Source organism: Elusimicrobiota bacterium (genome assembly GCA_041660925.1).
Taxonomy (GTDB): domain Bacteria; phylum Elusimicrobiota; class Elusimicrobia; order UBA1565; family UBA1565; genus JBAZUV01.
On the sequence record JBAZVI010000001.1, the window covers coordinates 483,312 to 496,603 of the forward strand.

At 69.3% G+C, this 13,292-nt stretch carries 12 protein-coding genes; all 12 read right to left on the reverse strand.

Annotation, left to right across the window (positions count from 1 at the left end; all coding sequences use genetic code 11):
- Positions 1-33: 33 nt before the first annotated feature.
- On the reverse strand, positions 34-804 hold the full coding sequence (locus WC969_02055) for a hypothetical protein (protein MFA6028617.1): 771 nt from the start codon (positions 802-804) through the stop codon (positions 34-36).
- Positions 779-1,270: a hypothetical protein gene (locus tag WC969_02060; protein MFA6028618.1), complete on the reverse strand. Its 492-nt coding sequence runs from the start codon at positions 1,268-1,270 to the stop codon at positions 779-781. Before WC969_02060 ends, WC969_02055 begins: the two co-directional genes overlap by 26 nt.
- Before the next feature lie 179 nt (positions 1,271-1,449).
- A complete protein-coding gene (locus WC969_02065) occupies positions 1,450-2,034 on the reverse strand; it encodes a thymidine kinase (GenBank protein MFA6028619.1) in 585 nt (194 codons plus the stop codon).
- Positions 2,035-2,045: 11 nt separating this feature from the next.
- The gene (gene rfbB / locus WC969_02070; protein MFA6028620.1) at positions 2,046-3,113 is read right to left on the reverse strand and encodes a dTDP-glucose 4,6-dehydratase; all 1,068 of its coding nucleotides are present in this window, start codon (positions 3,111-3,113) and stop codon (positions 2,046-2,048) included.
- Positions 3,110-4,075, reverse strand: coding sequence for an SDR family oxidoreductase (locus WC969_02075; protein ID MFA6028621.1), 966 nt, complete (start codon positions 4,073-4,075; stop codon positions 3,110-3,112). The genes rfbB and WC969_02075 overlap by 4 nt, the downstream gene beginning before the upstream one ends.
- A 264-nt stretch (positions 4,076-4,339) precedes the next feature.
- Positions 4,340-5,914 (reverse strand): proline--tRNA ligase, encoded by a 1,575-nt coding sequence (gene proS / locus WC969_02080; protein MFA6028622.1) that lies wholly within the window; start codon positions 5,912-5,914, stop codon positions 4,340-4,342.
- A 28-nt stretch (positions 5,915-5,942) separates the two neighbouring features.
- Positions 5,943-6,566, reverse strand: coding sequence for a hypothetical protein (locus WC969_02085; protein ID MFA6028623.1), 624 nt, complete (start codon positions 6,564-6,566; stop codon positions 5,943-5,945).
- Positions 6,563-7,288, reverse strand: coding sequence for a nucleotidyltransferase family protein (locus WC969_02090; GenBank protein ID MFA6028624.1), 726 nt, complete (start codon positions 7,286-7,288; stop codon positions 6,563-6,565). Before WC969_02090 ends, WC969_02085 begins: the two co-directional genes overlap by 4 nt.
- A gap of 5 nt (positions 7,289-7,293) precedes the next feature.
- Positions 7,294-8,763, reverse strand: a complete 1,470-nt coding sequence (locus WC969_02095; GenBank protein ID MFA6028625.1) for an RNase adapter RapZ — start codon at positions 8,761-8,763, stop codon at positions 7,294-7,296.
- Positions 8,760-10,628: a hypothetical protein gene (locus tag WC969_02100; GenBank protein MFA6028626.1), complete on the reverse strand. Its 1,869-nt coding sequence runs from the start codon at positions 10,626-10,628 to the stop codon at positions 8,760-8,762. Before WC969_02100 ends, WC969_02095 begins: the two co-directional genes overlap by 4 nt.
- Positions 10,629-10,873: 245 nt before the next feature.
- Positions 10,874-11,830: an ROK family protein gene (locus tag WC969_02105; GenBank protein ID MFA6028627.1), complete on the reverse strand. Its 957-nt coding sequence runs from the start codon at positions 11,828-11,830 to the stop codon at positions 10,874-10,876.
- Positions 11,827-13,170, reverse strand: coding sequence for a Mur ligase family protein (locus WC969_02110; GenBank protein MFA6028628.1), 1,344 nt, complete (start codon positions 13,168-13,170; stop codon positions 11,827-11,829). The genes WC969_02105 and WC969_02110 overlap by 4 nt, the downstream gene beginning before the upstream one ends.
- Between the last annotated feature and the right edge of the window lie 122 nt (positions 13,171-13,292).

Here is a 13,292-nt window from a genome sequence, read left to right on the forward strand (position 1 = left end):
TCGGACACAGGCCGCAAAACCGAAGGCCCTCCTTTATGAGGGGCCTTCGGTTTTGCGCCCGCCATATGCGGTACCTGCGGGTCCTGCGATACGACGAATGAGTTCCAGACACCTCTTCGAGCGCCTCTCCCCCTCAGCGACGGGGCTTCCCGCAGACAAATGCCCCTCCAAACTCTGAAGGAATCGGCCGTCCGCCAGCATGCGCGAGAACTCCTCCTTCAAGTATTGGCGCACATCGCCTGGAGCGGCATCGATCTTCTCTTCTATCCCTGGGTGTCCATCCAGAAGCGCGACCACGTCTTCGAGGTCCGGGCTGGCCTGAAAATCCTCACGCCCGCGATCGCGGAAAGCTTCCAGTTTCGAAGCCAGCAGGTAGGGGGCGGAGAAAACATGGATTCGCTCCCCCCGCGGGAGCACGACTTGCTCCGCATGCGTCACCGCATCCCGATACCAGCGATTGCGGAATCCCAGGACATCGCCCTCCGCCGGCATCACGTCGACTTTGATTCCGCAGAAGAGCCAGCGGCAGATGGGAGAACCCGGCGACATCGAATGCTCGAAACCCAGGGACCTCAACTCAGCCTCGAGCGCGTGGTATTCAGACCTCTCGACGACTTCCACGACACAGTCGACGTCGTCGGTCGCACGAGTAGGGGGAGCGGCAGGATCGAGAATGAAAAGATCGATCGTGGCGCCGCCGACGAAGACGACCTTCTCCTTCAGGTCCTTAAGTCCCCGGGCGACGGTACCCAGCATCTCGACGTTGAGCGAGGGCGTTCTAGGCTGCATGCAGACGCCGCTCAAGCTCTTCGGCTGCGATCTGCCGCTCGCGCGCTCGCCCCACCCGAAGGGCATCGACGAGCGCCAGGAGTTCGTGCAGCGCTGGGTCCCTCATCGCGGCATGAGGGACCGAGGGATACAGGGGCTCGATAGCCTGTCCCCGCATGGACCCTTCGCCGGAGGGCCAGACATACTGGTCGTTCTCGTTGGAAACGATTCCCCGTGAGAGGGGAGGAGCGGAATGAGCGGTAGGCACGCCTCGACTGAGCGAACCCGGCTCGGCGGGATAAACGTACTTGAGCCCGTGGACGACGAATTCCAGAAGCGCGGCTCGATTGATCTTCTTCCGGGAACTGTCGAGCAGCCTGGAACGCTTGCAGCGCTCCAACGCCATGCTGACTTCGGAAACCGATAGGCCGAGTTCCTGGGACAGGTCGACAAGCCGCCAGGAACGTTCATTGGATGCCGTCATTTTCAGCAGCACGACCATATCCTGAGGTTTAAAGCATCTAATTAATCCCATGGTGTTATTATAACAGATAATTCCTCATTTCGCAAATCGCGAAAAGCGGAATTCAAATTAAAAGAAATATGATTAAAAGCAAAGGCCCCTACTGAAGGAGGAGCCTTCGGTATGACTTCGGTAGCGCGCTGAAGCGCGCTAAGGGTTCACGCTCTCGAGAAACACCTTCGGCAGCGCGCCTCATACTGGTCGGAAGCCCCGACGCTGATGCGCTTTCGCGTGTGCGAGAGCCGCTGGCTGCGGTTGGCGGGGGCGCCGCAGACGACGCAGATGGCCAGGTTCTTGGTGACGAACTCGGCGACGGCCATGAGGCGGGCGACGGCGTCGAAGGGCCGGCCCAGGTAGTCCTGGTCGAGGCCGGCGACGATGACGCGGCGGCCCTCGTCGGCGAGCTTCTCGCAGACCTCGACGATCTCGGGGCCGAAGAAGTGGACCTCGTCGATGCCGACGACCTGCGTGTCGGGCTTCACCTTCTCGAGGATGTCCTTCGCCGTCTTCACGGGGCAGCAGGGGACCTTGGCGAGGTCGTGGGAGATGATGTGGTTCTTCCCGTAGCGCACGTCGAGCGCGGAGTTGAAGGTCTGGACCTTCTGGCGCGCGATGTTGGCCAGGCGCAGGCGGCGGATGAGCTCCTGGGTCTTGCCCGAGAACATGCTCCCGCAGACCACCTCGATCCAGCCCGAGGAGAGCCCCTGCGGGCGCAGGCGCGCCGAGGCGTCGTCCGAACGCATGAGTGCCTGCATCATCCCTTCCTCCCCGTGTATTGCTTCTTGATGTAGCCCTTATAGCCGCGGTGCTCCTTGAGCGGCTTCCACCAGGCCGGGTTCGCGCGGTACCATTCGACCGTCGCGCGCAGCGCCTCGTCGTAGCCAAAGGCATGCTTGAAGCCGAGCTTCAGCAGCTTCGAGCAGTCGAGCGCGTAGCGGCGGTCGTGGCCCGGGCGGTCGCTCACGCGCTTGACGAGCTCCGGCCCGACGCCCATGACGCCGCGGACCTTCTCGACGAGCTGGCGGTTGTTGAGCGAGCGCGTCCCGCCGATGTTGTAGATCTCGCCGACCGCGCCCTTGCGCAGGACGAACTCGATGGCGCGGACGTGGTCCTCGACGTAGACCCAGTCGCGCACGTTGAGCCCGTCGCCGTAGAGCGGGAAGGGCTTGCCCTCGATCCAGTTCGTGATCATGAGCGGCAGGGCCTTCTCGGGGAACTGGTAGGGGCCGAAGTTGTTGGAGGCGCGCGTCACGACCGCGGGCAGGCCGAAGGTCACGACGTAGGAGCGCACGAGCAGGTCCGAGGCGGCCTTCGAGGCCGCGTACGGGCTGTTGGGCAGGAGCCGGTCGCCTTCGCGGGAATGGCCCTTCTCCACGCTGCCGTAGACCTCGTCGGTGCTCACGTGCACGAAGCGACGCACCTTGTGGCGCAGCGCGGCGTCGAGGAGGACCTGCGTGCCGACCACGTTGGTACGCAGGAACACGCCGGGCTCGAGGATGGAGCGGTCGACGTGGCTCTCGGCGGCGAAGTGCACGACGGCGTCGCAGCCGTCGATGGCGCGCTCGACCGCGGCCGCGTCGGCGATGTCGCCCTTCACCCAGCGGTAGCGCCGGTCGGCGCGCAGGCATTTCTCCTTTCGCGCCGCCCTCGACGCGCTCGGGCCCGCGGCGAGGACGGAGCGGAGGTCGGCGAGGCTCGCCGGGTTGCCCGCGTAGGTGCAGAGGTCGAGGTTGACGACCCTGTCGGAGGGGTAGCGGCGCAGGTGGTGGCGGACGAAGTTGGACCCGATGAAGCCGAGCCCGCCGGTGACGAGGAGCTTCACTTTTGGTGCCCGTGCTTCTTCGCGAAGTAGTCCTTCACGAAGTAGTCCCAGGTGTCGCGCAGGCCGTGCTCGAAGTTCATCGCCGGCCTGTAGCCGAGCAGGCGCTTCGCCTTCGAGACGTCCGCGAAGGTCTTGCGCACGTCGCCCTGGCGCATCGGGCTGTGGATCCTCTTGAGGGGATGCCCCACGAGCTTCTCGATGACCGCGATGAGGTCGAGCAGGGAGTAGGTCTTCCCGTTGGCGACGTTGAAGGTCTCGCCGACGCCCTTCGCCGAGGTCGCCGCGAGGATGTTCGCCTGCACGACGTTGGCGATGTGGGTGAAGTCGCGGGTCTGCTTGCCGTCCCAGTGCACCTCGAGGGGCTCGCCGCAGTAGGCCTGCTCCATGAACTTGGGGACGACGGCGGAGTACAGGGACTCGGGGTCCTGGCGCGGGCCGAAGACGTTGAAGTAGCGCAGCGCGATCGTCTCGAAGCCGAAGTTCTTGGTGAAGCACTTGCAGTAGTGCTCGCCGCAGAGCTTGCTGGCCGCGTACGGGCTCACCGGCATCGGGCACTGCTCCTCGCGCTGGGGGAAGAGCTTCGTGTCGCCGTAGGCCGAGCTCGTCGAAGCGTAGACGAAGCGCTTCACCTTCGCCTCGCGGGAGGCGATGAGCATGTTCAGCGTCCCGGTGGCGTTGGAGCCGTGGGAGTCGATGGGGCGGTCCACCGACTTGGGCACCGAGCGGATGGCGGCCTGGTGGATGACGTAGCGGACCCCGCGCACGGCCTTCTGGCAGGTCTTGAGGTCGCGGATGTCGCCGCGGACGAGGTCGACCTTGGAGACGAAGGAGGCCATGTGCTCCTTCTTCCCCGTCGAGAAGTTGTCGAGGACGCGGACCTTCTTGCCCTTCTTGACCAGCGTCTCCGCGATGTGGGAGCCGATGAAGCCCGCTCCGCCCGTCACCAGCCAGATATCAGCCATGTAGCCTCGTGTAGATGGGGCCTCGGCCCCGATGTGGGGTGATTATACCTTTTCAAACGCGCTCGTCCCTGCGGGGAGAAGAGGATGACGGGTGGAGTCCCAAGAACTCCTTCCAAGGGCCTACCTTCGTTGGCGAAATCGAGGATTTCGGAGCGAGACGAGACGCGCAGGAGCGCGGCGTAGCAGGGCTACGTAAGCTCCGAGCACCGAAGTCGCAGCCCGAAAGCCTCGATTGCAGCAGAAGGGAGGCCCTTGGAAGGAGTTCTAATACGATCTGGACATCACGACCCGGCGCTTCGAGGGCTTCCCGGTCAGGATGCAGACGCCCTCGCCGCGGGCCACCTCGGGGACCTGGTCCTCGAAGGGGAGGCAGCGGATGGTGGTCTCATAGCGCTTGGCCATCTCGTCCTCTTCCGCCCGGCCGCCGGCCCAGTGCACCCAGGCGAAGCCGCCGTCCTCCTTCTTGAAGAAGGCCTCGTAGTCCTCGAGCTTGTCGATGACCCGGCTGCGCCGCTCGCGAAGGAGCCGCGCGCGCTCGAGGAGTTCCTTCTGCATCGTCTCGAGGGTCGGCTTCACCGAGGCGATGGCCTCGGCGCGGGGCACGAAGGCCTTGCGGCGCTTGCGCAGCTCCTCGGGGGTCTCCCCGGGCTTCTCGATGAGGAAGCGGCGCACGAGGCAGAGCGAGCCCTTCTCGAGGTCCTTGGGACCGACCTCGATGCGGATGGGCACGCCCTTGGCCTCCCACTCGTAGTACTTGGCGCCCGGCATGACGCCCTCGCGGTCGTCGACGCGCACGAGGACGCCCTGGGCCTTGAGCTCGTCGGCGACCCGGCGGGCCTCCGCGACCGTCTTCACGCGCTCTTCCTCGCTCTTGTGGATGGGGATGATCACGACCTGGATCGGCGCGAGCTTGGGCGGCAGGATGAGGCCCGAGTCGTCGGAGTGCGTCATGATGAGCGCGCCGACCAGGCGCGTGCTCACGCCCCAGCTCGTCGCGTAGACGAACTCGAGCTTCCCTTCCTTGTTGAGGAACTTGACGTCCGCGCCCTTCGAGAAGTTCTGGCCGAGGTAGTGGCTCGTGCCCATCTGCAGGGCCTTGCCGTCCTGCATCATGCCTTCGATGCAGAGCGTCTCGAGGGCCCCGGCGAAGCGCTCGCCCTCGGTCTTGGCGCCCTTGAGCACCGGGACCGCCATGACGTTCTCGGCGAAGTCGGCGTAGACGTCGAGCATCCGCCAGGTCTCCTCGAGCGCCTCCTTCTCGGTCGCGTGGGCGGTGTGGCCCTCCTGCCAGAGGAACTCGGTCGTGCGCAGGAAGAGGCGCGTGCGCATCTCCCAGCGGACGACGTTCGCCCACTGGTTGATGAGGAGCGGGAGGTCGCGGTAGCTCTCGATCCAGTTCTTGTACTGGGCCCAGATGATGGTCTCGCTGGTGGGCCGGACGACGAGCGGCTCCTCGAGCTTCGACTCGGGGTCCACGACGACCTCGCCGTCCTTCGACATGAGGCGGTGGTGCGTGACGACCGCGCACTCCTTGGCGAAGCCGGCGGCGTGCTTCTCCTCGCGCGTCAGGAAGGAGAGCGGGATGAAGAGCGGGAAGTAGGCGTTGACGTGGCCGGTCGCCTTGAAGCGGTCGTCGAGTTCGCGCTGCATGCGCTCCCAGATGGCGTAGCCGTGGGGCCGGATGACCATGCAGCCGCGCACCGCGGAGTGCTCGGCGAGCTCGCCTCGGCGGACCACGTCGAGGTACCACTGCGCGTAGTCCTGAGCGCGCGGGGTGAGGCCGTCGCGGTCGGTGGTCGGCTGCTGGCGCTGGGGCTGTGTCGGCGTCGGTTTGCTCATATGGGGCTCCTAGAGGAAAGACATTCTATCATTCTCGCCCGGAGCGGATGGGCGTGGGCTCGATGGCGCTCGGCGCGACGGAAGTGGCGCCGACGGCTCCGAAGGGCTTCGGTCGGGCGAGCGGGGCCTTCGCCCCCTTCGCGGGACGGCCGCCCTTGCGCAGCGACTCTCCGAAAGAGGAGGAGCTCCCGGCGGCATCCCCGGCCGCGCGGGAGGTCCCGTCCGCGGCCCGGGCGTCGTCGGCCGGGGGGACGGGGAGCGGGGAGGTCGGCGCCAAAGAGGCGGGGTCGGGCTCGGGCACCGCGGGGACCCCGCTGGACCCCGCGGCACTGGCCGAGTGGAGAACAGCCGCGGCCTGCGCCGGCAGCATCCTGAAGAAGCCGTCGGCGGCCGAGACCACCGGCGCGCCCGACGAGCGCGCCGGGTCGCCGGACGGGACGGACCGGCGCGTCCAGGACGGAGGCGGGAGGTCGAGGGCGCCGACGCCCCCTCCCGCTGAGAGGTTCGGGGAGCCGAGCTCGGCGGCGGCGACGGGCAGGGCGCCGAAGAAGTCCGCGACGTCCTTCCTCACCCAGTCCGTCAGGCCCGAGGGAGGCGGCTCCTCCGCCGCCGCGGGGAGGACCAGGAACGCGGCGAGCAGGAGTCCGCTCACGCCCCTCCCGTCTCGGAGAGATGCTTCCGGAGGCGCTCGAGCCGCTCGGGCGTGTCGATGCCCGCCCAGAAGCTCCCGTCGCTGCGGAAGGCGCGGAGGACTTCACCTTCCCCGGCCAGGCGCAGGTAGGTCTGATTGATGGAGAAGACGCCCTCCTCGCTCATGCGCGCGAAGAGCCGCGGGGAGATCACATGGACGCCGTCGAAGGCCAGGCGCTCGACGCCCTCGGCGGGCGCTCCGGCCCACTGGATGCCCCCCTCCGCGGGGGCGTCCCGGCCGCGCAGGCGCCCGTCCCGGTCGAAGAGGAGGTAGCGGCTGCTCGGGCGGGAGCGCACGGCCAAAGTCGAGAGCGCGCCCGAGGCCTCGTGCGCCCGGAGCATCGCCCCGAGGTCGGAGTCGGTGCAGATGTCCACGTTATGGAGGAAGAAGGGCTTCCCGTCGTCGAAGAAGCTCCCGGCGTTCTTGAGCCCGCCGCCCGTGTCGAGGAGCCGCTCCTCGCGCGAGAACGCGACGCGCAGGCCGAAGCCGTCGTGCGCGCGCAGGTAGTCCTCCACCTGGGCGCCCAGATGCCAGAGGTTCACGACGACCTCGCGCACGCCGACGGCCTTCAGACGCAGAAGGACGCGCTCGAGCATCGTCTTCCCGCCGGCCTCCACGAGGGCCTTGGGCGTGCGCTCCGTGAGCGGACGCAGGCGGCGGCCTTCGCCGGCCGCCAGCACCATCGCCTTCACGCGGCTCCGTCCGCGGCCTCGCGCCGCTCCTGCTCGCGGTGCCGGAGCTCCACGGAGACCCCCTTCGCGCGCAGGCGCTCGGCGAGGCGCTCGGCGAGGTAGACCGAGCGGTGCTGGCCGCCGGTGCAGCCGAAGGCGACGTAGAGGTCGGTGAAGTTGCGCTGGCGGTAGTTCTCGACGGCGCCTTCGACGAGCGCCGCGGCGTGCTCGAGGAAGAGCCCGACCGCCGGCTCCTTGCCCAGATACTGGGCCACGGCGCCGTCGCGGCCGTCGAGGCGCTTGAAGCGCTCCTCGCGGCCGGGATTGGGAAGGGAGCGGCAGTCGAAGACGAAGCCGCCGCCGTGGCCGCGCTCGTCGGCCGGGGCCCCGGTGCGGTAGGAGAAGCTCTCGATGCGCACCTTCAGCTTCAGCGCCGCGTCGCCGAACTGGCGCAGGCGCGAGGAGCCCGTCAGGCTCTTCCAGACGCCGACCAGCGCGGGAAGCTCGACGGGGAGCTCCGCGGTCCCGAGCAGGTGCTCGAGGTTGGCGATCGCGTAGGGGATGCTCTGAAGGAAATGGCTCTTGCGCTCGTAGAAGCCGCGCAAGCCGTAGGCCCCGAGCGCCTGCATGAGGCGGATGAAGACGAAGCCGTGGTAGTGCGCGAGGAAGCTCGCGCGGTCGACGCGCACGCGCTTTCCCAGCTCTTCGAGGTATTCCTCGAGCAGGTGGTCGCGCACGGCGAAGGGGATGTCCGCCTTCGCGTCGTAGAGCAGGGAGGCGACGTCGTACTGGAGCGCGCCCTTGCGCCCGCCCTGGTAGTCGATGAACCAGGGCTCGCCCTCGCGCAGCATGACGTTGCGCGACTGGAAGTCGCGGTAGAGGAAGTAGTCGCGCTCGGCGCCGAGCAGGAAGTCCGAGAAGCGCTGGAAGTCGTCCTCGAGCCCCTGCTCGTCGAAGGCGACGCCCGCCAGACGCAGGAAGTAGTACTTGAAGTAGTTGAGGTCCCACATCATCGACTGCTTGTCGAAGCTCGCGCGCGGGTAGCAGAGCCCGTAGTCGAGGGTGCGGCCGGCCTCGACCTGGAAGCGGGGCAGGGCGCGGATCGTCTTGCGGTACGCGGCGACGGCCTCCTCCGGGAAGCCCGCGCCCGTGCGCCGGGAGACCAGGAAGTCGAAGAGGGTCGTGTCCCCGAGGTCCTCCTCGAGGTAGAGCCCGCGCGCGGCGTCGTCGGCGTAGATCTCGGGCACCGGAAGGCCCTGCGCGCGGAAGTGGCGCGAGAAGGCGAGGAAGGCGCGGTTCTCCTTGGGATCGGGGCCGAAGGCGCCGATGACGCTGCGCTCCCCCCCCCGGAGGCGGAAGAGGCGGCGGTTCGAGCCGTCGCCCTTGAGCGGGGCGACGGAGTCCGGCGGGGCGCCGAAGCGTCCCCGGAAAAGATCCTGCAGCGCGTCTTCCATGGTCGCCGTCTCGTTGGTCATGGTCGGCCTCATTCCTCTTCGGTCGTGTGCTTGCGCCAGGGGAACCATTCGGATTCCCAGCCCTTCTTGATGATCTTGCGCGCGACGTCGCCTCCGCCCGTCATCTCGACGCGGATGGCGACCTCCTTGATGCCCCCGGGACGCACGCGGAAGAGGACGCGCGCCTGAAAATCGTGGAAGTCCTTGACGACGGTGAGCTCCTTCTCGAAGGCGCGGATGTCCTTGAACTGGAGGCCCCCGTCGTTGCGCACGTCGTAGCGCAGCGCCCCGGTATAGCGCCAGGTTGCGGAGCTCGGGGCCCAGCCGCCTTCCATGCCCGCGAGGTAGGTCCCCGCGCGGTCGATGGTGTGGACGACGCCGAAGCCGGCGAAGTTCGAGCGGCGGTCCCCCCAGTCGGCCTGCACGAGGAAGGAGCGGTTCCCTTCGTCGAGCTGGTACTCGTCGCGCATGGAGACCTGCCAGCCCCCGCCGACGCTCCAGTTGAAGTCGCCGAAGAAGGGCTGCACGCGCCGACGGAAGCCCATAGACTGGTCGCGGTTCTTGCGGAAGTCGTAGCCCGTGCCGCTGCGCACGACGAGCGAGCGCCAGGGCAGGAGGGTGTGCTGCAGCGAGATCAGGTCCTTCTCGACCCCGTAGTCCGGCGCCCCCGCGTCCCCCTCGAAGGTGCCGGGCTTCGTGCGCTTGACCCGGGCGTAGTCGGCGTCCCAGTAGCCGACGCGCGAGTTCAGGCGCAGGTCCGCTCCGAGCTCATAGCGGCCCGTGTAGGCGTCGTAGTAGGTGCGCGTGGAGGTGAAGCTCGCCGCGGCGTCGCGGCGGCTCTCGTAGGTCTCGCTGAGCGCGAAGCGCGGCGTCAGGCTGAGGCCGCGGACGATGTTCAGCGTGCGCGTCGTCTCGGCGCGGGCCCCGGCCGAGCGCTGGAGGAAATTGCGCTGGCGCTCGTAGCGGTTGTCGGCGAAGAGGTTCACGGTCGCGAGCCAGGGGACCCCGCGCAGGCCGAGCGGCGCGGTCTGCAGCTCGATGCGCGGCATGCTCTCGCCCTCGCGCAGGAAGCGCGTGTCGGCGGGGTCGCGCACGTCGACGCGGGAGTAGGAGATGCGGGTCGTGGTCAGCTCTCCACGGCGCACGAACGCCGCGGAGTTGTCGAGCTGGGGCGTGACCCGGAAGGCGTTGGAGCGCTGGTAGTGGTTGTTGAACTCGGCGTCGGACTGCGCCTGCAGGCGGCCCTGGAAGGCGTAGCTCGAGCCGAGCGTCGCGTACTCGCTGCCGAGCACGGTCCAGCGCTCGCGGCCCGAGTTCGTCTCGCGGATGCGGTAGGCGTAGAGCACCCCGCGCAGATCCTCGGAGGGACGGTGCTGGAGCTCGGTGCCCACCGCCGGCCCCTGCGCCCCGTAATAGTCGAGGTAGAGCTTGCCGTAGGCCCAGGGGGCGAAGGAGTAGAGCGTGGTGGTGCGGGCGAAGGCGCCGTTGCGCCGGTCGTAGCCGGGGCTCACGCGGGTGTGCACCAGGTGCTTCTTGCGCAGCGACTTCCACAAAAACGGGCTGTAGAAGAGCGGGACGCGTCCGACGAAGAAGACGGGGTTCCAGGCGAAGATGTACTTGCCGGGGCGCACGCGCACGCTCGAGGCCCGGAAGCGATAGTGCGGGCTCGGCTCGTCGCAGCTCGTGAAGTTCGCGCTGCGGAAGACGACGCGGCGGTCGGAGAAGAACTCCGCCTCGGAGGCGCGGATGCGCCAGGGCGGATAGCCGGCCTTCGCGCCCTGCATGAGTCCCTCGTTGTTCTCGAGGTCGAAGAGCCCGGACCGCCCGTAGATGACGCTGCTGCCGTCGTCCATCTCGAGCCCGCTCTCCACGACGGCCGTGCGCGAGTCGAGGTTCACGAGCAGGTCGCCGGCGCGGACGGTCCAGGTGGACTCGTTGAGGATGACGTGCCCGCGCAGCTGCAGGAGGGTGGCGTCGGCGGTGGCCGTGGTCTTGTAGAACTCGACCTCGTCGGCCGAGAAGCGCAGGTAGCCGGTGGTCGGAGGGGCGGGGAGGACGATCGGCTCCGTGGAAAGGACGGTGCGCTCCTGCGCGGCGGAAGGGGCCGCGGGGAGCAGGAGGGCGAGCGCGAGGACGAGCGGACTCAGCGCGGCCTCCGGGGCTCCAGCGCGAGCAGGCCGGCGCCGACGGCGCCGATGTTCTCGACCCGGCCGACGACGACGCGGGCGTGGGAGAAGGGGGCCCGGAACGGGTTGCGCCGCAGCTCCGCCTCGAGCGCCGGCATGAAGAGCGCGCCGGCGCGGGAGACCCCGCCCGTGAGCACGACCGCGTCGGGGTTGAAGGCGAGCACGAGGTTCGCGATGCCGCGCCCGAGCGCGAGGCCGACGGCGCGCCAGACCTCGCGCGCGAGCGGGTCGCCGAAGCGCGCGGCCTCGGAGACGTCGCGCGGGTCGAGCCGCCGCGCGAGGACCCTCAGAGGGGAGCGCCGGCGCGGGTTCGCGGCGAGGAGCTCGCGCGCCTGGCGCGCCACGGCGCGGCGGCCCGCGTAGGCCTCGAGGCAGCCGCGGGCGCCGCAGCTGCAGAGCGCTCCTCCGGGGACGACGGTCATGTGCCCGAACTCCCCCGCGGTCCCGGTCGCGCCGGAATGCAGCCGCCCGCCGAGGACGATGCCTCCGCCGATGCCGGTGCCCATCGTGAGCGCGAGGACGTCCGGATGACGCCGGCCCAGCTCGACGACGTAGGCCCCCCAGGCGGCCATGTTCGCGTCGTTTTCGACGACGCAGGGCCGGCCCAGCGCGCGCGCGAGCGCGTCGCGCAGGGGGTAGCCCTCGAAGTCCCGCAGGTTCGGAGCGAAGCGCAGGCGCCCGCGCGCGGCGTCGAGGTCCCCGGCGGCGCCCAGCCCGAGGGCGGCGGCGCGGCGGCCGAGGCGCCGCTCGAGCGCCCGCACGGCCTCGGCCGTGCGGCGGACGAAGGAGCGCGGGCCCCAGGCGACCTCGGTCGGGATCTGCAGCGTCTCGAGGACCTTCCCCCCGGGCGCGACGGCGACGATCTTCGCGAAAGTCCCCCCCACGTCGACGCCCACGCCGAATCGTCCCTTCATGCGAAGTCCTCCGAGAGACAGCGCAGGGCGCCGCCGACGAGATAGAACGAGCCGCAGACGACCCCCACGGGAGCCCCCTTCGCGAGCCACAGACGCAGGGCCCCGCGGACGTCCGCCGCCCGGCCGAGCGCGCGGCCTCCCCCGGCGGCGAGGGCGCGGGACACCTCCGCGCTCGCGAGCGCGCGCGGGGACGGGGGCCGCACCGCGATGAACTCCGGCGCGGCCGGGGCGAGGCGCGCGAGCATCGAGGCGTGGTCCTTGTCCGCGAGCATGCCGACCATGAAGGTCGCGCGTTCGCGGGAGAACGGGGATTCCCGCCAGGTCTCGAGGAAGGCCTCCAGCGCCGGAGGATTATGGGCTCCGTCGAGGACGAGGGTCTTCCCGCGGCGGCGGCCCTTGAGCGTGAGGATCTGGAAGCGGCCCGCCCAGCGCAGCTCGGAGAAGGCCCTCGCGAGCGCCTTCTTCGGGAGCCGGAGCCCGCGCGTCTCGAGGACCCGCGCCGCGTCGAGCACGAGCGCCGCGTTGCGGGCGGCGGCGCGGCCGGCCAGCGCGAGCGTCCAGCGCGCACCCTTCTCGTCCTCGAGCTCCTGACGCCCGGCCTTCCAGTCGGTCCGCACCGAGCGCAGACGCGCTCGCGGCGTCTCGACGCGGCAGCCGAGCTCGTCGGCCTTGGCCCGGATGGCGGCGAGCGGCTCGGCGGCGGTCTCGCCGCTGAGCGCCGCGCTGCCCCGCTTCAGGATGCCCGCCTTCTCGGAGGCGATGGCCGCGAGCGTGTCGCCGAGGAGCTGGACGTGGTCGAAGCCCACGGAGGTGATGACCGAGAGCAGCGGCTCCTCGAGGACGTTGGTGGCGTCGAGGCGCCCGCCGAGCCCGGTCTCGATGACGGCGACCTCGACGCCGGACTCGCGGAAATGATGGAAGGCGGCGGCCGTCAGAAGCTCGAAGAAGGTCGCGCGCTCCCGCTCCGCGGTCCGCACGGCTTCCAGGGCGCGGCGCAGACCGGCCGGAGAGACCGGCCGCCCGTCGACCTGGATGCGCTCGCGCAGGTCGGCGAGATGCGGAGAGAGGTAGAGTCCCGTCCGGTAGCCGCTCGCGCGCAGGGCGGCGGCGAGGAGGGCGCAAAAGGTCCCCTTGCCGTTGGTGCCGGAGACGTGCACCGCGCGAAAGCCGTGCTGCGGCTCGCCGAGCCGGGAAAGGAGCCCGCGGATGCGGCCGAGGCCGAACTCCCAGCGCGTCTCCTGGCTGGATTCGAGCCACAGGAGTGGGTCCGAGGAATATCGCGCTCTCTGGCGGCCCGAGTCTGCGCCGTGGGCAAGGCGCGAGGAGTTCGGATAGCTCAAGCTATCCGAGCGACGAGCAACGCGGCACCCGGCCGGAATCGGGCCGCCCGCTCTCCCTGTCGCCAATCGAGGAGCGGGGCGCGCGCTTTCGGGCTGCGCCTTCGTTGCTCCTCGCTTACGAT